The sequence below is a fragment of the Empedobacter sp. GD03797 genome (assembly GCF_029842105.1).
Classification (GTDB): Bacteria; Bacteroidota; Bacteroidia; order Flavobacteriales; family Weeksellaceae; genus Empedobacter; species Empedobacter falsenii_C.
Map to the genome: position 1 here is coordinate 15,335 of NZ_JAOCFS010000008.1, position 22,373 is coordinate 37,707.

The following is a 22,373-nucleotide window of genomic DNA, read 5'->3' on the forward strand; positions in this document are numbered from 1 at the left end:
CTAACTAAGCTTCTTCTTTATTTTTTGTCCATAAAGGCGGAATAAAAAATGGTAATGGATTTCGGAAAAATGCTTTTAATGTATGTGAAATCATCGTAAAAATCTTATAAAAAGGAATATTATTAGATCGCATTGCCATTAATAATGATAAGATAAAACTAACTAAGAAGTTGCTCCAACCTACCATAAAAATTGCAATAAAACCAATAATCATTGGTCCAATATCAAAATGATAGCCCATTCCTCCAATACCAATCGCGAAGTTTCCTGAAACGAAAGTAATGTGTCGAATATCGAAAGGTTGACCAGTAAAATCACCAATCAAAAAAGCACATCCCATCATAAAACCGAATGCAACATTACCTACAACTCCACCCATATTTTTCTCAAACCAATTCGAAATTCTTCTTCGTCTACGTTCTGAAAATGATTTCTTCAAAATGGGATGATTATAAATACGTTCTGGAATATTATGAAAACGTTGATTATTAATTGTTATTCCCGAAATTAATCCTGAAAGGAATAAGAAGACTCCAGCAATTGCTCCAAAGTAAAAAATATGCCAATCCATTGTCACCAATTCTTCCCAATAATGATAAGCTTTAGAATATTTTAAAACTTCTAATCCTAAGATTTCGTTCAGTAAATAAAATATTCCTAATGATACAACAAAACCAGCAACAACATTTCCTAAAAAAGCAATCATTTGGCTTCTTACTAATTGTGCAAATAAAGTTGTAAAATCTTTCACATTCAGTTCAGAACCTGAAGTCGGCACAAGCGAACGAGCTAAACGAGCCGCAGTCATAGAAGGCTGTTTTGTAGCAAGTGTCATATGTGTCAAATAAATCGTACAGAAACCAACAGCGTAATTAACACTAAAGAAAAACGCTTTAAACAGTGGCGATGTATCATGTATATTTCCAATTCCGGTTTTGATAAAACACAAAAAAGAAACAATAAAACCACCTCCACAAGCTGTCCAAAACATCTTATTATACTCTTTGGCTGTCTGCGTAATATATTTTTCCCCCGTTTTACCATTATGATAAGTAACTAAGAAAGTGATTAAATAAACCGTAGAACCTAACTGATTACTCATAAAATTCTTTGGTGCATAAAATTCAACCCATTTCTTTGTTGCAAGACTATAGAAAGAAATTATTCCATGTAATCTTAGTTCATTATAACTATTTAAAATTGTTTGTAAACGAACCAATTGTTGTTGCAAACGATTGATTTTTGATGCAACTTTCAATGAAATTCCTTTGTAATCTTTTTGCGTTAAAATATCATTTAACAAATGTTTACACTTAGAAATACTTTCTTTAATCTCTAACATATCAAATCCAGCTTGCGGATTTTCGATAATGTTACTAATCTGCATCGAAAGTTTAGAGAATGGATTATCAAGATAATTAACCTCGTTACTGTAACGCATCATTTCTTTGTCCGAAAACCCACCAGTAATACGAACCGTCAAAATAGAAATTGCTTGTAAAAGCTGATTCTGAATATTGTTAACGTTTCCTTTAAAATTATCTGGTTCGATATCTTGATACAATACTTCGAAAAATTTTCGCCAACGATCTCTTGGAATAATTCGGATTGCTGATAAGTTTTTCGAATTATAAAAAATCTCATTTACCACAGAAGTTAATTCATTATTATCTTCGATATCTGGTAAAAGAGAATCCATTATTTTCTTTCGAAAAATGGATAATAAATTATCTTCCAGATGAATTCCACTATCTACTAAATAGCTAACAAAATTGATTTTCCCGAATGTATTTTGAAGTTCTTCGCGAAAAATTAATCGATATGTAGGGTTATTTTGAAGTTTAGAAATTAGATCATCTATAAAAGAAATTGAATCTGGATAATCTTTTCTTGCTTTCTCTAATAATCTTAGAAAAAAGCTCTTCTCGTATTTTTTATTTTGATCAAATATAGAGTCTAAAGCCATATTTTAATTTCTTCATTCAGAGTACAAAAGTAAAAAACTTATACTACCTAAGCAGTATAAATCAACAGAAATAAAAAAGTGATTCTTGATGAACCACTTTTTATATATTTAGAATTTAAAATTTTTCTTATCTATTGCTGGGTTGATTTTTATGTCATTAAATTTAATCACATATTCTCCTCCCTCTGTAGGTTTCCCCACAACTTTGGTAGCGAAAGATAATCCATTGTAATTTTTGAAATTAGAGTAATAAAGTGTTTCATCTTTATTTTTCTCCATTACAATTTCGTAAGAATTTTTGTCAAAACAATAAACTGTTGAATTCGCATTTTTTGTTAATTCGATTTTATAACAACTATTATTTTGATCGTATTTATCTATACCTAAGTATTTTACCTTAAATCCTTTTTGTTTGTATTTCAATACATCAGAGTCAAAAGAGTCTGGTTTATAATCTTTTACAGCTACATTTTTCTTCGCAACTTCGCTGTATGTCCATCCCATTCTACCATCATATCCTTCGTTCAAGATTTCTTTTCCATTCATCACAAACACTACTTTTTTGTTGTAAGGGCGTTGATGATAAACAATCATTGGGTAAGAATCTCCAACATTTATAATGGCTTCTCCTTTTAGGATAATACTGTTCAAATTATTCCAAGCTGCTTCACCTCCTGTTTTTTGAATATGAGTTTCGATTATTTTCTCTGCATTTTGTGCAAATGTAGTCACAGAAAATAATGAAATCATAAGCGCACTAAACGTCAATTTCGACATAAGAACTTTTTTAATTTTTAACAATCTGTCGAACAAGATATAAAAACTAATTTAAAGTTCTGTAAAGAAATATTGTCTTTTAGTCTTTTTTAACTTCTATATGCGCCCAATTTTCTCCTCTTAAGATACGGTAAACCTGACCTTGAGAAATATTAAATTGTTTTGCTAGTGTAGAAATTTTTGTTTTTCTATTTGGATCAATTAATTTCTTTTTCAGACGAATTACTTGTGCTTCTGTCAACTTACTATTTGGAATACTGTCTAAACGAGAACGTCCTTTCATCATTCTAAATAAATCCTTATTGTGCTCTTTCCATTCGTCCAATGTTGCCCATTTCAAATTATCCATTGCGTTGTTTAATTTGTTATGATCCAAATGCACTACATATTCTTTATTATCTTTATTTGGTAAAAAAGTTTCGGCAACCATTTTATGTACATATTTAGCCGTACGTTTTCCGTCTGCTTTTGTTACCCAAATCGCACGATAACCGTTGTTAATCGCTCCTTCTAAGATTTTGTATTTATCTTGTCCTGTGTATAATTTTTTTACAAGACCATCTTTTGAAACTAAAAAGGATCTTTTTTCAATTAATCCTTCTGCTTCGTATTCTTTCCATGAATCACTCATAATCACTATTTTACTTATTTACTCCATTTTACAACAACATTCATACCGAAATAATTTTTTAAATATTAATTAACTTAATTATTTCATTTACACGTCAAGTATAGCTGATTTTAGGGCAAATATAAATCATAAAAAGTTTAAAGATTATTTTTTAACAATAGTGGATAAGTACTTTTTTGCACGTTCTAAATCTTCTGGAGTATCAATTCCAACTCCTATCGATTCGGTTTCAATTACTTTAATCTTCATTCCATATTCCAAATAACGCAATTGTTCTAATTTTTCTGCACGCTCATTTTGACGCATTTCAAGTGTTGAAAACTTCAATAAAGCTTCTTTTCTAAACGCATAAATCCCTAAATGACGAAAATAATTTGGTGTAAAATTGGTTTCACGAGCAAATGGAATTGCTGAACGCGAAAAATAAAGCGCAAAATCGTTGATATCAGTGACCACTTTCACAAAATTAGGATTGTTGATATCTTCTTCTTTTATAATGGATTCTTTTAAAGTCGCCACATCTACAGTTTTTCCCATTTCTCCATCAAAAGAGGATAAAATATCTGCCAACGCTTTTTCGTTCACAAATGGTTCATCACCTTGCACATTCAAGATAATATCACATTCTATATCTTGTATAGCTTCTGCAATTCTATCGCTTCCCGTTTCATGATCTTTGATACTCATGATTGCTTTTCCGTTGTGCGAAACAATTTCATCAAAAATTAAATCAGAATCTGTCACCACAAAAACATCGTCAAACAAATTGGTTGCAACAACATTTTCGTACGTCATTCTTATCACAGTTTTATTGCCCAATTGTTGCATCAATTTACCTGGAAAACGTGTTGCTGCATAACGAGCTGGAATTACGGCTATTTTTTTCACAATTTTTAATTTCAAATTTCTGTAAATTTAAAATAGATTCGGCTGAAATGCTTCTTTAATCAACAAAATAATTATAGTATCTTTGCTAAAATAAATTTTCTGTATGAAGATTGCTTTCAAAATTTTGTTATTTTTGATTTCATTAGGATTAATATACATCTTAATCAGCGAGTTAAAAATTCAAGGATAAAGAAAAATTTATGTCAAAAACAACTCAACGTTCGTTAGCGATTTTACTATCTCACGATATGCTTAGTTATATTACCAAAACAACCGACGGGGAAACGACTTCGTACTCGGATGTGTATGACTATTCGGTAGATTTTACAAATCTTAACAAAACGGAAATTGAGATTGAACATGAATTGCGTTCTAATTTGACTTTGTTACAAGAATATGATTATGTGCACATTTGTTTTTTGTCGACAACTGTAAATGTTGTTCCAAATCAGTTTGCACACAAACCTTTCGAGGAATTGTTATCACTTTCTAACTATAGTCCCGTAAAATTAGCGATTGATTGCCCTTTGGAAAATGTAGATGCTTCAATTATCTACAATATTCATTATCCGCTAAAAGATATTTTGCTTTCGTTACCGAACTTGCAAAATGCGCGTTTATATCATTCGGGTAAATTCTTGGTAGATTATGGAATGATTAATTCTAAAAACGATGAAATTTATATCAATTTAATGCATCAAAAATTAGAAGTTTGTGTGTTAAGCAATGGAGAATTTATTTTTTATAATCTATTTGAAACAAAAACGAAAGAAGACTTTTTGTTTTACATTTTGTATACATTAAATCAATTAAATATTAGTCCAAATACCGTTTCGTTGTATGCTTTTGGTGATATCTTGAATTCGCCAAATTATTACGAAACTTTACAAAAATATGTGCGTCATATTTCGTTTAACGAAGCAGACAAGCAACTTGGGCAATATTTTACATTATATAAATTATTCGAATGCGAATCATTTCAGGAACATTAAAAGGAAAAAGAATCACAGCACCAACTAACTTACCGGTGCGCCCAACAACAGACTTCGCGAAAGAAGCTTTATTTAATATCTTAAACAACGAATGGTATTTCGACGAAATTACCGTTTTAGATTTATTCTCTGGAATAGGAAGTATTTCATTAGAATTTGCTTCGCGTGGAGCAAAAAAAGTAACTTCGGTTGATAATTTCTATGGTTGTGTAAAATTTTTGGACGAAACAGCGAAACAATTAAAATTAGATGATGTTATTTCTACTGTAAAAAGTGATGTCATTAAATATTTGAACAAACAACCTATAAAGAAATTTGATATTATTTTTGCTGATCCTCCTTACGATTTGGATGTAGAAACTTACAAAAAAATCCCAAATTTGGTAATCGATAATCAGTGGTTAGAAGAAGGTGGAAATTTTGTTTTAGAACATCCATCAAGCATTTCTTTTGAAGAGCATCCAAACTTTGTACAACACAAAAAATACGGAAACGTACACTTCTCTTTTTTCGAGTAAACCTACATTTTCTTAAAATATTTAACAAAATCGACTGATAGATGATATCTATCAGTCGATTTCTTTTTTTTATTTATACTAAGTCTAATTAAATTTGCATCATTAATTTTATTTAGAATAAATATATATAACATATGAAAAGGAATAAACTTTTACTAGCTACACTTACTATTCTAAGTTTTTCTACTGCCTTCGCACAAGAGAAAGAAAAAAAAGATACAGTAAGTAATCTACAAGAAGTAGAAATCTTTGGAGATAGAGCAAAAAAACAACGTGGATTAGAAATGATTACACGTTTTCCAGGGAATCCTCAAGATCAAGTTCAATCAATTTCTACAATTTCAGAAAAATTAATTGAAGAACAAGGGGCTCTTACTATTACGGATGCTGCTCGTAATGTCCCAGGTGTTACATTATTTGGAAACTATGGTGGTTATAAAGAATCTATGTCTATTCGTGGATATAGAGGAACTCCAGTCTTAAAAAATGGTGTTCGTATGGACTCTGATTTCCGTACAGCTTCTGCAATAAGTGATATGCAAGGAGTGGAATCTATTCAAGTTATAAAAGGTGCAGCCTCTATTACACAAGGTATTGCTACAGGATTAGGTTCTGCTGGTGGTGTAATCAATATTGTCACAAAAACTCCTCGATTCAATAACGAAAAAGAAGTAGGTTTACGTTATGGAAGTTGGAACAATGTTAGAGCAACTTTTGATATGCAACAAGTATTGGATAATAATAAGAAATTTGCTTTTCGTTTGAATGGAGCATATCAATATGGTGAAAGCTATAGAGATGTAATTGAAACAAAAAGACATTATATAAATCCTTCTTTTGCATGGCGACCAGATGATAAAACAGAAGTTGTGGTACAAATGGATTATTTAAATTTGAATGGTGTTCCTGATCGTGGTACTGTTAATTTAGCAGCAGATGATACAGAAGCATTATTTAATATGGGTCATAAATTTTTAGGTACTCAATACGATAAAACCAAAATGGAAAATTTAACATATTCTGCTTGGGTTAATCGTCAAATTACTGATAAAATTAACTTCCGTGTAGCTTATTTTGGTTCTTACTTTACAAATGATAATACATCAACTTCTCTTGTAAAAAGCGATAAAAATAATTTAAATATATTAGATCGTACATTAGGTAGATCATATAATGATGATAGAAGTACAGCTATTCAAGCTGATTTGATGGGAAAAGATTTTAACTTTAGTGACTTCAAATGGTCATGGCAAGTTGGATATGATTATTCTTATGATAGAAGTACTTCAAGAAGTGCAAAAGGAATAGGAAGTTACAAAGAAAATGGGGTAACTAAATATTATTTACCTCAAGCAAATATCTTTGAAGAGATTCAAAATAATGTAAGTCTATCTTCGGATTTACTTAAAAATTTAGAATTAGGATCTTTTGGAACCCCAACATATAACTACTATTATGGTTTCATGACTCAACAACATTTATCTTATAAAGATTTCATTAAAGTAATTGGATCTTTACGTTATTCGTATTCAATCAGTAACCATGATAATGCAGTTGATCCAATGATTGGATTAATGGTTTCCCCAACAAAAAGTGTAAATCTTTTTGCTTCATGGACTACTAGTACAAGTTTACGATCTGCAATGAACTTATTAGAAAATGGTGGACGTGTAGGTTCTTCTAAAACTGATCAATTCGAAACAGGTGTTAAAACATCTTGGTTCAATGACCGTTTACGTGCTAACCTTACTTACTTCAATATGAACAATAAAAATCTTTCTTATACTATTTATAATGAAGATGGAAGTAATGCAACAGATCCTGTTACAAAAGAAAACTTATATGGTTTAGCAGGTAATTTAAAACGTCAAGGAATTGAGTTAGATATTTCTGGTCGTCCATTACCAAATGTTCAAGTTTTATTAGGTTACGCATATTTAGACACACAATATGAGCACTCACCTGCTTACATGGATGGTTCAGCTCCAATGAATGCTCCAAAACATACTGCAAACGCATGGGTTCAATACAAATTCCAAAATACAAATACATTTGTTGACGGAATATCATTATCTGTGGGAGCATACTATGTCGGAGAAAGACCTGTAAATGAATACACGAAGAAAACAATTATTCATAACACTACTCCTGGTGTAAAACCATTTATGATGCCAGAATATACAACGCTTAATGCACAAATTGGATATTCTACTCGTAAATTTGATTTCCGTATATTCATCAATAATATTACAGACGAAATCGGATACAATTCATACTACAGAGGTGGTTACATCAACCAAATCGATCCATTTAACATGGCTGGACAAGTAAATTTCAAATTCTAATTTTCTCAGAGTTAAACATATTTTTAGCATTTATTTAATAGGAAAACGACAGTTTTATAAACTGTCGTTTTTATTTTGGATAGAATTGACTAACTTCCGTCAAAATTTTTCTTAAAAACATGAAAACAAAAATTACTGCTTTATTGATATTCTTTTGTTCGATTTTTACATTTGCACAAACAGAAAATACGCTAAAATCTATTCCAGAATTTTCTTTTGTAAAAATGCAATCCGAAGGAATTTTCAGTTCAAAAGATATCAAAAAAGGAAAACAAACGTTAATCGTTTTATATTCGCCAACGTGTATTCACTGCCAATTAACCTTGAATCATTTTAGCAATAATTACGAAGAACATTTAAAAAATACTCAGATTATTTTGGTTTCTGAATACGAAGCAAAAGACGCTATCCCTTTCCTAAAAGAGCACGCATCTAATTTTGTAAACAATAAAAATGTAGAATTATTATATGATTCTAATTACGAATTTGGTCCAATTTTTCAACCAACTTCTATTCCTACATTTTATTTATTCGACAAGGATAAAAATCTTGTTACAATCAAAAAAGGTTCTGTAGAAGCAAATCAAATTTTTAAATATTTGAAATAATTTAAAAATTAATCCATAAAAAAAATCCACTCAATTGAGTGGATTTTTTTGTTATATCTAATCGATGATTATTTACCTTGTTGTGCTTGAGCTTCGAATTGTTTTTGTAATTCTTTAATTTGCTCTTCAGATAAACCTTGTCCTCCTTGCGCACCTGGTTGACCTTGTGGCGCTGGTTGACCTTCTTTAAAGTCTACTAATTCTACTTCGAACTCTAATGCTTGGTTTGGTCCAATTTGTCCTCCAGGAGCTCCCATTTCACCGTAACCTAAGTTAGCTGGAATATAGAATTTGTATTTAGATCCTTTAGACATTAATTGTAAACCTTCTGACCATCCTGGAATAACTTGGTTCAAAGGAAATTCTACACCTCCTTTAGCTTCAGGGTTTTTATCTGTACTGTCAAAAGTTTTACCAGTAGCTAAAATTTTACCAGTATATTTTACTTTAACAATACTATTAATGTTTGGTTTAGCACCTGTTCCTTCTTTTTCTACAACATAAACTAATCCAGAAGCAGTTGTTTTAGCACCAGAAGTTTTTTTCTTCTCGTCTACTAATTTTTTAGACTCGTCTGCATTTTTCTTAACCAAGTTTTGTTGGTGATTTTTTGCATACGTATCTAAAATTCCCATTCCCGCTTCTTGTGTAATCAACAATTTTTTGTGACGTACAACATCCATAATCCCTTGAACAATAATATCCTTGTCCATTTGATCTAATTGTTGTTGGTTAATAACCGTCTCAATTTGCTGACCAACTTGTTGACCAATCGCGTAAGATTCTCTACCTTCTTTACCTGCTTTTAAGTAATCGCGGATCCCTTTTTCTAATTGATCGTAGTTGATACTATCAGTTTCAACTAAACGTCCTCCAAGACCTTTGATTTGCTCACCAAGACCAGTTCCGAAAGCATAAGAAGCTTTTTGATCTTCGCTTTCTAATTTGTCTACAGATTTTCCTTTGTTACAAGACACTAACGACGCAACAACAAAAATCCCTAAAAGAACTTTTTTCATTATTTATAAAAATTTATTGCAAGTTTAATAAGAAACTTTCATTAATCATACAAATCTAAACCAAATTCTTCTTTTAATTTTAACAAAATCGGGTTTTTATCTGATAATTTCTCAAATTTTTCTTTGTTTGATAAGATATGATTCGTTGCTTCCTTCTCAGAAAACTTAATTTGAATACTAAAATAGTGATTCTTAAGGAATGCTCTCAAACTATTTCTGATTCGATCACGGTATTCCTCAAATTCTTGTTCCGATGAATGAGAAGTAAATTCGAAAATAATTTCATCACCTTCCAAGCCAAGTTCAGTTGTCATCAAAGCATTATAGGACGGAATATTATGTTCGATTTTTAATCGATCCAAAAATCTTTTCCAGCCTTCTTTTACTTGATCCAATGTAAACTTTTCTCGAGGCAAATCATTTCGTAAAATCTCCTCTTGATGTTCTTCTACTTTTGCTCCAGGCAAAGCCATCTTAAGACTAAACGACGAATTACCATTTGTTCTAATTGGTTTTGAAGCACGCGTATATTCTTTGACTTCTTCTGAAATCGAAGTTTTAACGTGTTGCGTATTTACCTGTTGTGAAGTTTGCCCATTTTGAGGAATAGAATTATTTTGCTGAATTTGAGGAACTTCAATTTTAGAAGTTTGTTGTTCAGAAAAATAAAACGTTGGCGGAACTATCCTATACTTTTTTTTTTAAGCCCGTTTTCTTCTGCCGTTAACGAAGCCAATTGCATCAATGCAATTTCAACTGTTAAACGTGGATTTTTACTCGATTTGTAGTTTAAATCTGCCTCATTACAAATTTCAATTGCTCCAAATAAAAACGTTGCTGAACATTTTTGCGCATGCTCCAAATATTTTGCTTTTATACGCTCTCCTACTTCCAATAAACTTACTGTATTAGCTGTTTTCGCCATTAATAAATCACGAAAATGAGCACCCAAACCACAAATAAATAAATGTGCATCAAAACCTTTGTTCAAAATATCATTCAATTGCAACATCGCTTGCGGAATATCATTTTCCAAACACGCGTCTGTCATCTTGAAATAGTAATCGTAATCTAATACATTCAAGTTTTCTGCTACTGAAGAATAGGTCAAATTTTTATTGGTAAAAGTTGACATTCTATCAAAGATTGACAATGAATCGCGTAACGCACCATCTGCTTTTTGAGCAATCAAATGTAATGCATCATCTTCAAAAGTTACCTGTTCTTTTTCAGCAACATTTTTCAAATGTCCTTTGATATCTTCAACTCCAATTCGTTTGAAATCATAAATCTGACAACGAGAAAGAATCGTAGGAATAATTTTATGTTTTTCTGTAGTTGCCAAAATAAAAATAGCATGCGCTGGTGGCTCTTCTAACGTTTTCAGAAATGCATTAAAAGCAGCTGTTGACAACATATGAACCTCATCAATGATGTAGACACGATATTTCCCTATTTGAGGAACAATACGCACTTGATCGATTAAATTTCTGATATCGTCAACCGAATTATTAGATGCCGCATCCAACTCAAAAATATTGAAAGCAAAATCTTGATCGCCTTCTACTCCATTTTCTTCGTTGATTTTACGTGCTAAAATTCGAGCACATGTTGTTTTTCCAACACCTCTTGGTCCACAAAATAAAAGAGCTTGCGGCAATTGATTTGACTTTATCGCTTGCTCCAAAGTATTTGTAATAGACGCTTGTCCAACTACATCTTCAAAATTTAGCGGGCGATATTTTCTGGCTGAAACAACAAAATTTTCCATACAAATGCAAATATAATAGTTTTAAGTTTCTAATAAAAATTCTTTCAAAGCTCATCAATTAATTCTATTTTTATTTATAAATTACACAAGTCAAAAAAAGTAATATTTCTAACAATTCATTTGATTGTTGAACACATTTTTATTTTATGCGAAATTCAGAAAACCAAGATTCAATACCTATTATCAGCATAAAAAGTTTTCGAAAAGGACAACTAGCTGGTCGCGATGAATTGCTGTTTAATGAATTGCATGGCGAACGACATATAGATAAACCACACAAGCACGATTTTTTTGTAATTATTCTTTTTGACAAAGCTTCTGGAACGCATAATATTGATTCGAAAGATTATCCAATCGATGACAAAGAAATTCATATTTTGTTTCCTGGACAGATGCATAAATGGCAAATAAATGATGGAACAATTGGTTATCAATTGATGACTGAACGTTCATTTTTCGAACAATTCGCGCCTTATTTCCGCTTTTCATTTACTAATTATCAAAATCATCCAGTTATAAAATTATCGGACGAAGCTTTCTCGAAATTGATGTATGAATTCAATGCCATAAAAGAAGAATTAAAATCTGAAAATTCATTGGTTCATTTGATTAACGCTCGTGCAGCTGTTATTGCAGCAATTGTGAGTAAAGAAGCGGAACAAGTTTTTACGGAATTTAAAGTTTATCAATCCAATCCGAGATTAGCAAAATTTAATATGTTGATTGATGAATTTTACAAGGAAGAAAAATCGGTTGTTTTTTATGCAGAGAAATTACATATTTCGGCTAATTACCTGAATATCTTATGCAAAAAACATCTGAAAGTTTCTGCTACACAACTTATTCAACAACGAATTATTATCGAAGCAAAACGACTTTTAAAATCAGGAGATTTATCCATCAAAGAAATAGCTTTCGAGTTAGGTTTTACTGACCACGCCTATTTTTCGAACTTTTTTAAAGCGCAAACTAATATTACTCCATCAGAATTTCGAAATCAAAAATAGTATTTTCAAACATTATATTCTCTTATATAAATTGCTCAATTTTTTGCTTAAGTAAATGTTCATCTTGACTATCTATTTCTTCAATTTGATTTTTTAATTTGATAAGTTCATTCAAATATTCTTCTTCAAACTCCGGTTCACAATGAAAACATTCATGAAATATTCGATCTAAAACATTCCAAGTAAAATCAAGAATTTCATCACTATAATACTTATTTGATATAGCAATATTCAAACTCTTGATATATTGTAAAAAATAATTTGAAAAAAAAGTAGATTGTGATTCATCAAATCCATCTTCAAGCAAAAACAATGCATAATAATCCTCTATTTTTATAGTATTATTTAATAGATCTTTTTGTAAATTCTCGAAATAAGATTCAACTATTTCTTTTCTATTTTCTATATATTCTTCGTGCAATTTTTTATTAAAGTTACTGAATACTAAAATGTTATTTTTTAGTTGAAACTCTTCTTTGATTTCCTTAAAATTATTGATAATTAAAAAGTCTTTGTATGTATTCATACTTTTAAAGGATTACATAATAATCAAATATACAATCAAAACTCTCATAATATTTAAGAAAAAGATAAATTCTACAAGAATAAGCAGTTTTTATGATAGTTCAATTCATACAATATCAGGTACTTTGTACTACAAAAAATAATGAACTATGAGCAATAACAATATATCACGTAAAGATTTTCTTAAAAATTCAGCTTTAGGATTAGCAGGATTTTCTTTCTTACCAGGATTTTTACAAGCAGCACCAGATTTTCAATTAGATAAAACGAATGTAACAAAACCAGGAAATTTCATCCTAAAAAATGTTCGTTTAGAAACGGGGTTCGAATATGAAAACGATGAAATCATTGGAACAAAAACAGATCTTTTTACAATTGAAATTTCAAACGGAAAAATCAAAAAAATCAGCCCAAATCAACCTAATGCAAAAGCAATCGATGCGAAAGGTTTGTTGATGTTACCATCTTTCAAAGATATGCACATTCACTTAGACAAAACCTTGTATGCAGATAGATGGCGGGCAGTTCGTCGTTCTGGAGGAATCAAAGGAATGATTGAATTAGAGCAAAAAGTTTTGCCAGAAATGTTAAAAAAATCTACCTACAAAGCAGAAAAACTGATTGAACTATTACAATCGAACGGAACAGGTTTTGCGCGTAGTCATGTAAACATCGAACCAACTTCTAAATTAGATTCATTGAAAAATTTAGAAATTGCTTTAGCGAACAAAAAAGATTCGTTTGGAGCTGAATTGGTTGCTTTTCCTCAACACGGGTTATTCTACACCGATTCGATGCCGTATATGAAAGAAGCTGCTAAAATGAACATCGATTTTATTGGAGGTTTAGACCCTACAAATGTTGATGGCGCAATCGAGAAAACAATGGATGCAACAATTCAATTAGCGTTAGATCATAACAAAGGAATTGATATTCACTTACATGAATCAGGAAAATCTGGTCACGATACCATTGACTATTTAATCAAAAAAGTAAACGAAAATCCACAATTAAAAGGAAAAACATTCATCAGTCATTCTTTTGCATTAGCGACTTTGGATAAAACAAAACAAGAAGCCATTGCCGAACAATTGGGCGCAGCACAAATCGGAATTGTTTCTACTATTCCATTCGGAAGCTTAGTTATGCCAATTCCAACTTTATTGAAACACGGTGTAACAGTACTAACTGGGAACGACAGCATTGTGGATTATTGGAATACATTCGGAACAGGAAGTGTTTTACAAAAAGCAAATCTTGCGGCACAATTATACGGACAAAGTTCTGAATTTGGATTATCAAGAATGTTGAAATTAGCTACCGCAGGACCTATTCCATTAAATGATAAAGGTGTACAACAATGGCCAAAAGAAGGCGATGACGCGAATATTATCTTGATTGATGCAAGTTGTTCTGCAGAAGCGGTTTCGAGAATATCACCTGTTCGTTCCTTAATTGTAAAAGGAAATATTGTCTATTAATATTGATCATCATGCAAACAAATTATACAGCAAAAGCTAAAGGAGATTATACTTTAAAAAATGTACGATTAGAAACAGGTTTTATTGAAGATCAATCTGGAATTATTGGAACAAAAACTGATTTATTTTCGGTTGAAATAAAAGATGGTAAAATTACAAAAGTAAGTACAAACAATCCGCAATTAACAGATGCTATTGATGCAAAAGGGTTACTAATGTTGCCTTCTTTCAAAGATATGCACGTGCATTTGGACAAAACATTGTACGGTTTACCTTGGCAAGCACTTTCTCCAAAACGCAGAACTGTTGCGGATATGATTTCGTATGAGCAAGAAATTATTCCAGAATTGTTAAAAACTTCGGTTGAACGTGGCGAACAATTAATCAATTTATTGCAACATTACGGAACTACTTTCGCACGTACCCATTTCAATGTCGATACAACTTCTGGGTTGAAGTCTTTAGAAAATTTAGAAAAAGCCTTAGAAAATAAAAAGGAAACATTCAGTGCCGAATTGGTTGCTTTTCCTCAACACGGTTTGTACTATACCGATTCTGCTTCGTTGATGAAAGAAGCTGCGCAATTAAAAAGCGTTGCTTTTGTTGGTGGATTAGATCCATTTAGTATTGATAAAAACATCGAAAAAGCAATCGATTTTACGGTTCAATTGGCTTTGGATAATAATAAAGGAATCGATATTCATTTACACGACACAGGAAAAGAAGGAATGCATACAATTGAATATTTAGCTGAATTAACGATAAAAAATCCTCAATTAAAAGGAAAAACATATGTAAGTCACGCCTTTGCTTTAGCACATTTATCAAAAAGCGAAGAACAAGAAATTGCAGAAAAATTAGCCGAAGCAAAAGTTGGAATTGTTTCTTCTGTTCCTTTCCGCAATAAAGTCGCCATGCCAATTCCTACTTTGGTAAAAAATGGTGTTGAAATTTTAATCGGAAATGATAATGTACAAGATTACTGGAGCACGTTTGGAACGGGAAATATGTTGCAAAAAGCAAATTTGATTTCAGAATTATATGGTTTAGAAACTGAATATGATTTATCGAGAAATTTAGGTTTTGCAACAAAAAACATTACGCCATTAGACAACAAAGGAAATCAACAATGGCCAAAAACTGGTGATAATGCTGATATCGTTTTGATTGATGCAAGTTGTTCTGCCGAAGCAGTTGCGCGAATGTCGCCTGTTCTAGCTTTAGCGCACAATGGAAATTTAGTTTGGAAAAATTAACCAGAAAGAAATTATCGTTATATTTTACTATATTAGTACATTGTTTAAAATTAATACGATTAAGATGAAGTTTACTTTTATAGTTTTTATTTTACTACTATCAATAAATAATTACGGACAACAAACTGTTTCGAAAAGTGAGGTTATAGATGCTAAGATAGAATTGTATGAAAATAAAATTGATTCTAAGCTAAGAGAACTTGATCTGAAAGAAGATAATTTAGAATTAAGCAAACAAAATGTCGCTGATATTATCAATTTTCATAAAGAAGGAATGGAGGAATTTCATCGAACTTTGAATTATTTATTGGTTGTGATGGGAATTATTGTTTCGGTTGTCATCGCTGCTGCAGGTTATTATCTAGAACGTTTTAACAAGAGAAAATCATTAGAACTCAAAAAAGATATTGAAGCCTTGAAACAATCGATGGAAGAAAGTCTTGAAAAAATCAAGAAAGAATCTGAAATAGAATTAAATCTAATTCGTGCAGAAGCCAAACGTCAAATGGATCATTTCAAAAATGATTAAGCAAAAAAAACAGACTAAATAATCAAATATTCAAAACTGAGTTAGATATTGTATCTAACTCAGTTTTTTATTTTTTATAAATCATTTCTAATAATAATCAATAATAGATAGCAAATTGAGTTAAAATTGCTTACGATTTTAGTAAATTTAAATACTTTTCGTTAGATTCGTCTGTCAAAGATTTATTATTTTTGCCTCAATTATACTCAACCTTAAAATGGCTATAAAAAACACGCAGGAAGCACCAAAAACTCCTAAAAAACAAATCGTCAAAACAATTATAGGTATACTGTTTTTAGTAATCGGTTTATTACTATCAGCTTCGTTTATCTCTTATTTTTTTAATGGTTTTATGGATCAGAGCCAAATCTCTGATTTATTAGACAAAAGTCAAACCGCTGAAAATATTTTCGGGAAGTTTGGCGCATTATTAGGCGAAACATTCATTTTGCAAGGAATCGGAATCGTTTCATTTTTTGTCCCAGTTTTCTTTATTCTTTTGGGAGTTAAAGTGGCTACAAATTGGAAAAAAATTAAACCTTTCACAACGCTTTATCAAAGCATTTTCTTCATGATTTGGTTGCCAATATTTTTTGGTTGCATTTTACCAACTCAACACATGCTTTCTGGTGTAATGGGATTTGAAGTAAATGATTTCCTAAATAGCTTTATTGGTAAATGGGGTGTAATTTTATTGCTTTTCGTTAGTTTGTTGATTTATTGTGTGATTCATTTCCGAATGACGTATCAATCTATCCAAGAAAAAATGGAAGAACGTGCGAAACAAAAAGAAATTGAGCGTATAGAAAAAGAGCAAGAAAAAATCAAGAGAGAACAGCTTGAATTAAGAAAACGCAAAGAAAAAGAAGAACAAGAAAAGATAAATAAATTCAATCAAGATGCCGAAAAGCAACAAGAAGATAGTTTATCGCAAGAATTAGAATTAATAGAACAACAAGAGAAAGAAGCAATTCAATCTCATAAAGTAAATCCAAACGAAGCATTTCATCAAGAATTTAAAATTAATCAACCAAAAGAGGAAGAAACAATCGAAGAAACTCCACTTAATATTACAGAATTAGTGGTTGAAGATTTGGCTGATGAGGAGGAAGAATATGATCAAGTAGATTTTTTATCAATTAATGATGAACAAAATTTCGAAACAGAAATTCAACCTGCTCAACCAACTCAAAATTCTTCTGAAAATGGATTAGAATTAAAAGTTCAACATGTTGATGAGGAAGAAGAATTTGAAGCAACTTCTGCTCGATTGGTGCAAGAACAAGGTGAATACAATCAACGTTTAGATTTGCCAAATTATCAATTTCCTCCTATTTCATTATTGAAAAAATATGACAACGGAAATACGTTAATTGATCAAAAAGAATTAGAAACGAACAAAAATAGAATTGTCGAAACTTTAGGAAACTACGGAATCGGAATCGATGAAATTTCAGCAACAATCGGTCCTACAGTTACTTTGTACGAAATTGTACCAAAAGCTGGTGTTCGTATTTCTAAAATCAAAAATCTTGAGGATGATATTGCCTTAAGTTTGGCTGCGCTTGGTATTCGTATTATTGCGCCGATTCCTGGAAAAGGAACAATTGGTATCGAGGTTCCAAATTCTAATCCTTCGATGGTTTCCATGCATTCGGTTATTGCTTCGCAAAAATTTCAAAATGCTGATATGGAATTGCCTATTGCTTTCGGAAAAACAATTACGAACGAAACCTTTGTTGCCGATTTAGCAAAAATGCCTCACTTGTTGATGGCTGGTGCAACTGGACAAGGTAAATCGGTTGGTTTGAATGCAATTATCGCTTCGTTAATCTATAAAAAACATCCATCTGAATTAAAATTTGTGATGGTCGATCCGAAGAAAGTTGAGCTTACTTTATATTCTAAAATAGAGCGTCATTATTTAGCAAAATTACCAGATTCGGAAGAAGCAATTATCACAGATAATACGAAAGTAATTAACACGTTAAATTCACTTTGTATTGAAATGGATGATCGTTACGAATTATTGAAAAATGCTTTCGTTCGAAATATCAAAGAATATAACGCGAAATTTAAACAACGTAAGTTAAATCCAGAAGCAGGTCATAGATTCTTACCATATATTGTATTAATCGTGGATGAGTTTGCAGATTTGATTATGACAGCTGGTAAAGAAGTTGAATTACCGATTGCTCGTTTGGCTCAGTTGGCTCGTGCTGTTGGTATTCACTTGATTGTTGCGACTCAACGTCCGTCTGTAAATGTGATTACAGGAACAATTAAAGCCAATTTCCCTGGTCGTGTCGCTTTCCGTGTAACGTCAAAAATCGATTCGAGAACGATTTTAGATTCGCAAGGAGCCGATCAATTAATTGGTAAAGGTGATATGTTATACACAACTGGAAACGAATTAGTACGTTTACAATGTGCCTTTGTGGATACACCAGAAGTGGATAAAATTACCGAATTTATTGGTGAACAACGTGGTTATCCAGATGCGATGCATTTGCCAGAATATGTTGGTGAAGAAGGTGGATCTAATTTAGATATTGATTTATCTGATCGTGATGTACTTTTTGAAGATGCTGCACGTTTGATTGTAATGAATCAACAAGGTTCCGCGTCTTTATTACAACGAAAATTAAAATTAGGATATAATCGCGCCGGACGATTGATTGATCAATTGGAAGCTGCCGGAATTGTTGGTCCTTTCGAAGGAAGTAAAGCAAGACAAGTGTTGATACAAGACGACATGAGTTTGGAACAGTTGTTGAATAATTTGAACTAAAATTTATTAAAAACAGATAGAAAATTAAATTGTATGAAAAAGATAATCTATTCTTTCATACTCTTATTAGTAGGGGTTGGAACATTAAACGCTCAATCAGCAAAACAAATCTTAGACAAAGTTTACGCTAAATATACCAACGCAAACTCGTATTACATCAAATTTGATTTTAGCCATAACGCAAATGGAAAATCAACAAGTCGTTCGGGAGAAGTTTTTGCAATGAAACAAAAATTTAACTTGAATGTAGGCGACATCAACCAAATTTTCACAGGAACTAAATTATATACAATTGCAAAAGATGATAAAGAAGTCACTATTTCTGATGCATCTAACACAGATGATTTCTTAACACCAACTAAAGTTTTGAACACGTATCGTACTGATTTCAGCTACGCTTTAACAGATAAAAAAACCGTTGGAGGAAAAACAATTCAGTATATAAAATTAACGCCAACTAAAACTTCTACAATCAAATACTCGGTTTTAGGAGTGAATACAGCGAATAATGAAATCTACGATTACAAGGAATATGGTAAAAATGGCGATACAACATCAATCGTTGTAAAAGATTACGTTCAAAATTTACTTATTCACAAAAGTTACTTTAACTTTGACCAAAAGAAATATAAGTCGCAAGGCTATATGATTACTCAATTATAATCAATGTTAAAAAAACTTGACTGGTATATAATCAAGACCTTTTTAGGTCCATTTTTTTTCATATTTAGTGTTCTATTTTTCATCTTTATCGTGCAATTTGCATGGCAACAAATGGAAAAATTTGTTGGAAAAGGTTTAGAATGGTACACTATTACCGAATTACTTTTTTGGTTAGGAATTAACGTTATTCAGCTTGTATTACCGCTTACAATCCTTTTGGGTTCTATTATGACCATGGGAGGTTTTGGAGAACGATACGAATTAGCTGCAATGAAAGCATCTGGAATTTCACTTACCAGAATCCTTGCTCCATTGTTTACGTTAGTCGCTTTAATGTCTGTCGGATTGTATTTTTTCGGAGACAAAGTGATGCCATATTCCCAACAAAAAGCACGAACAATGTACTTCAACATCTTACAAACCAAGCCGACAGTAAGTATGAAGGAAGGTGTTTTTATCGAAACCGTTCCAGGATTTCAAATGAAAATTAATAAAGTTTCGGGCGAAAATTCAGAAAAATTAGAAGACGTTTTTGTGCATCAAAATGCACCTTTTGGTGAAAATACGATGACAATTATTGCGAAAAAGGGAAATCTTGCACCAGACAAAAATGATAATCATTATCTAAAAATGGAACTTTTTGATGGAATTGCTTATACCGATAACATCAAAAATAAAAACTTTGATCAACGCAAACGTCAAGAAAATCAATATACGAAATTTGATACTTTAAACTATTATATTGACATTACAGATATTTTAAATTCTGGTAAAGACGAAGACCCAGGAAACTCTTACAAATACTTGGACGGAAAAGGTTTAAGACATCTTATCGATTCATTAAACACAGATTACAAGAAGTATTACAAAGATTTAAAAACGAATATGTTTAATCAAAACTATTTCTATTCAATCAAAGTAAAAGATATTGATACGGTAAAAACAAATATGATTTTTGATTTGAAAGAGCGAAATCGTCAAGAACAAGATCAAGTGCTTAATCAAGCCGTACAAATGGTGAATCGAGATCAAGAAAATATGACGTTTTCTGAACAAGAAATTGTAAACAGAGAAAAGTTATATTCAAAAGTAAATATTCATTACCAACGAAATTTCTCGTATGCAGTAACGTGTATTATTTTCTTTTTGATTGGATCATCTTTAGGTGCAATTGTAAAAAAAGGAGGAATCGGAATGCCAGTTGTTATCTCAATTATCATTTTCGTTATTTATTTTATCCTTAATTTCTCGGCAGAAAACATGTCGAAAAACGGAAAATTAGATCCAACTTTTGCCGCTTGGGCAGCGAATATTATTGCACTTCCGTTCTCTATTTTGTTTAGTTACAAAGCCAATCAAGATTCTGGATTATTTGACATCAGTATTTACGTTGATCCAATTGTAAAATACTTTAATAAGTTTAAGAAAACAAACAAAAACGAGGAGCATTCTCGTTATCAATAACATAAAACAATGGAAAATAGATCATCTCAATTAAACACAATTGAAGAAGCTTTAGAAGATTTAAAACAAGGAAAAGTTATCATTGTAGTTGACGATGAAGATCGTGAAAATGAAGGAGATTTCCTATGTATCGCCGAATTTGCAACGCCAGAAGTCATCAACTTTATGGTTACGCATGGACGCGGATTGGTTTGTACGCCACTTACACAACAAAGATGTAAAGCATTAGGTTTGGACCTTATGGTTGGGCACAATACGGCAATTTACGAAACTAATTTTACTGTTTCTGTAGATTTACAAGGTCACGGATGTACGACAGGAATTTCGGCTTCGGATCGTTCTAAAACTATTCAAGCTTTAATTGATGAAAATACAAATCCAGATGATTTAGGAAAACCAGGACATATTTTCCCATTAATTGCAAAAGATGGTGGAGTTTTGGTTCGCATGGGACATACAGAAGCTGCTGTTGATTTGGCACGCATGGCAGGACATTATCCTGCTGGATGTATTGTCGAAATTTTGAAAGAAGATGGAGAAATGGCTCGTTTGCCAGAATTGTTAGAGATTGCGAAGAAATTTGATCTTAAAATTGTTTCGATTGAAGATTTGATTGCTTACCGATTAGAAAACGAATCATTAGTAAAACGTATCGAGCAATTTCCTGCAAAAACAAGATTCGGAGAATACGAATTAATCGCTTATCAACAAACAACAAATAATCAAGTTCACTTCGCTTTGAAAAAAGGAAAATGGACAAAAGATGATGTAGTTCCAGTTCGTGTAAAATCAACAAATAGCTATTATGATTTGTTTAGCGCTTTACAAAACGGTGAAACACCATTGTTAGAAAAAACGATGAACATTATCAACGAAGAAGAAAGAGGTGTTGTAATTTTTATTAATAACATTCAAAGTTCTGAGTTGATTGAACAAAAATTAGAGATTTTCAAAAGTTTTTCTGAAGGAAAATCTAAATCTGGTGTTTTACCAGCTGATGAAAAAGATCACGGAATTGGTTCTCAAATCATCAAAGATTTAGGCATCCAAAAAATGAATTTGATTACGCGTACTTTAGAAGAACCACATACAACACAATATGGTTTGGAAATTGTAAAATGCACTAAATTGTAAAAGATAAT

General features: G+C 31.4%; 20 protein-coding genes. 12 read left to right on the forward strand and 8 right to left on the reverse strand.

Features of this window, described 5'->3' with window-relative positions:
- Positions 1-4: 4 nt before the first annotated feature.
- From N5D90_RS07685 to kdsB, 4 genes are all read right to left on the reverse strand, one after another.
- Entirely contained in the window at positions 5-1,966 is a 1,962-nt protein-coding gene (locus tag N5D90_RS07685) for a site-specific recombinase Gcr (RefSeq protein WP_280062077.1), read from the reverse strand.
- 108 nt (positions 1,967-2,074) lie between these two features.
- On the reverse strand, positions 2,075-2,743 hold the full coding sequence (locus N5D90_RS07690) for an outer membrane lipoprotein-sorting protein (RefSeq protein WP_260392500.1): 669 nt from the start codon (positions 2,741-2,743) through the stop codon (positions 2,075-2,077).
- A gap of 79 nt (positions 2,744-2,822) precedes the next feature.
- The gene (locus N5D90_RS07695; RefSeq protein ID WP_038332702.1) at positions 2,823-3,374 is read right to left on the reverse strand and encodes an HNH endonuclease; all 552 of its coding nucleotides are present in this window, start codon (positions 3,372-3,374) and stop codon (positions 2,823-2,825) included.
- Between the two features lie 144 nt (positions 3,375-3,518).
- The gene (gene kdsB / locus N5D90_RS07700) at positions 3,519-4,262 is read right to left on the reverse strand and encodes a 3-deoxy-manno-octulosonate cytidylyltransferase (protein ID WP_280062078.1); all 744 of its coding nucleotides are present in this window, start codon (positions 4,260-4,262) and stop codon (positions 3,519-3,521) included.
- Positions 4,263-4,462: 200 nt separating this feature from the next.
- Here kdsB and N5D90_RS07705 point away from each other — a divergent pair, with 200 nt between their 5' ends.
- The 4 genes from N5D90_RS07705 to N5D90_RS07720 all read left to right on the forward strand — a co-directional run bounded on the left by N5D90_RS07705 (position 4,463) and on the right by N5D90_RS07720 (position 8,725).
- Complete coding sequence (locus N5D90_RS07705) at positions 4,463-5,254, forward strand: DUF3822 family protein (protein WP_038332697.1); 792 nt, start codon at positions 4,463-4,465, stop codon at positions 5,252-5,254.
- Positions 5,230-5,772: an RsmD family RNA methyltransferase gene (locus N5D90_RS07710; RefSeq protein WP_115001821.1), complete on the forward strand. Its 543-nt coding sequence runs from the start codon at positions 5,230-5,232 to the stop codon at positions 5,770-5,772. Before N5D90_RS07705 ends, N5D90_RS07710 begins: the two co-directional genes overlap by 25 nt.
- Before the next feature lie 134 nt (positions 5,773-5,906).
- A complete protein-coding gene (locus N5D90_RS07715; RefSeq protein ID WP_280062079.1) occupies positions 5,907-8,117 on the forward strand; it encodes a TonB-dependent receptor in 2,211 nt (736 codons plus the stop codon).
- 119 nt (positions 8,118-8,236) lie between these two features.
- On the forward strand, positions 8,237-8,725 hold the full coding sequence (locus tag N5D90_RS07720) for a thioredoxin fold domain-containing protein (RefSeq protein ID WP_125349773.1): 489 nt from the start codon (positions 8,237-8,239) through the stop codon (positions 8,723-8,725).
- 68 nt (positions 8,726-8,793) lie between these two features.
- Here N5D90_RS07720 and N5D90_RS07725 read toward each other — a convergent pair whose 3' ends face one another.
- The 3 genes from N5D90_RS07725 to dnaX all read right to left on the reverse strand — a co-directional run bounded on the left by N5D90_RS07725 (position 8,794) and on the right by dnaX (position 11,515).
- Positions 8,794-9,744, reverse strand: coding sequence for an FKBP-type peptidyl-prolyl cis-trans isomerase (locus N5D90_RS07725; protein ID WP_125349774.1), 951 nt, complete (start codon positions 9,742-9,744; stop codon positions 8,794-8,796).
- A gap of 41 nt (positions 9,745-9,785) precedes the next feature.
- A complete protein-coding gene (locus tag N5D90_RS07730) occupies positions 9,786-10,217 on the reverse strand; it encodes a hypothetical protein (RefSeq protein ID WP_115001825.1) in 432 nt (143 codons plus the stop codon).
- Positions 10,218-10,426: 209 nt separating this feature from the next.
- Positions 10,427-11,515: a DNA polymerase III subunit gamma/tau gene (gene dnaX, locus N5D90_RS07735; protein ID WP_115001827.1), complete on the reverse strand. Its 1,089-nt coding sequence runs from the start codon at positions 11,513-11,515 to the stop codon at positions 10,427-10,429.
- Between the two features lie 146 nt (positions 11,516-11,661).
- On the opposite strand from dnaX, the gene N5D90_RS07740 reads away from it, so the two are divergent.
- The gene (locus N5D90_RS07740) at positions 11,662-12,522 is read left to right on the forward strand and encodes a helix-turn-helix transcriptional regulator (RefSeq protein ID WP_280062080.1); all 861 of its coding nucleotides are present in this window, start codon (positions 11,662-11,664) and stop codon (positions 12,520-12,522) included.
- A gap of 22 nt (positions 12,523-12,544) precedes the next feature.
- Here N5D90_RS07740 and N5D90_RS07745 read toward each other — a convergent pair whose 3' ends face one another.
- Positions 12,545-13,048 (reverse strand): hypothetical protein, encoded by a 504-nt coding sequence (locus N5D90_RS07745; protein WP_180905196.1) that lies wholly within the window; start codon positions 13,046-13,048, stop codon positions 12,545-12,547.
- Positions 13,049-13,196: 148 nt separating this feature from the next.
- Between N5D90_RS07745 and N5D90_RS07750 the strand changes: the two genes are divergently transcribed.
- From N5D90_RS07750 to ribB, 7 genes are all read left to right on the forward strand, one after another.
- Positions 13,197-14,528 (forward strand): amidohydrolase, encoded by a 1,332-nt coding sequence (locus N5D90_RS07750; RefSeq protein WP_280062081.1) that lies wholly within the window; start codon positions 13,197-13,199, stop codon positions 14,526-14,528.
- An 11-nt stretch (positions 14,529-14,539) separates the two neighbouring features.
- Positions 14,540-15,784, forward strand: coding sequence for an amidohydrolase (locus N5D90_RS07755; protein ID WP_280062082.1), 1,245 nt, complete (start codon positions 14,540-14,542; stop codon positions 15,782-15,784).
- Between the two features lie 64 nt (positions 15,785-15,848).
- Positions 15,849-16,313: a hypothetical protein gene (locus N5D90_RS07760; protein WP_280062083.1), complete on the forward strand. Its 465-nt coding sequence runs from the start codon at positions 15,849-15,851 to the stop codon at positions 16,311-16,313.
- Positions 16,314-16,530: 217 nt separating this feature from the next.
- Complete coding sequence (locus N5D90_RS07765) at positions 16,531-19,104, forward strand: DNA translocase FtsK (RefSeq protein WP_280062084.1); 2,574 nt, start codon at positions 16,531-16,533, stop codon at positions 19,102-19,104.
- A 33-nt stretch (positions 19,105-19,137) separates the two neighbouring features.
- On the forward strand, positions 19,138-19,767 hold the full coding sequence (locus N5D90_RS07770; protein ID WP_038332673.1) for an outer membrane lipoprotein carrier protein LolA: 630 nt from the start codon (positions 19,138-19,140) through the stop codon (positions 19,765-19,767).
- A gap of 3 nt (positions 19,768-19,770) precedes the next feature.
- Positions 19,771-21,231: an LptF/LptG family permease gene (locus tag N5D90_RS07775; RefSeq protein ID WP_280062085.1), complete on the forward strand. Its 1,461-nt coding sequence runs from the start codon at positions 19,771-19,773 to the stop codon at positions 21,229-21,231.
- A gap of 9 nt (positions 21,232-21,240) precedes the next feature.
- Positions 21,241-22,365: a 3,4-dihydroxy-2-butanone-4-phosphate synthase gene (gene ribB, locus N5D90_RS07780; protein ID WP_280035473.1), complete on the forward strand. Its 1,125-nt coding sequence runs from the start codon at positions 21,241-21,243 to the stop codon at positions 22,363-22,365.
- Positions 22,366-22,373: the final 8 nt, after the last annotated feature.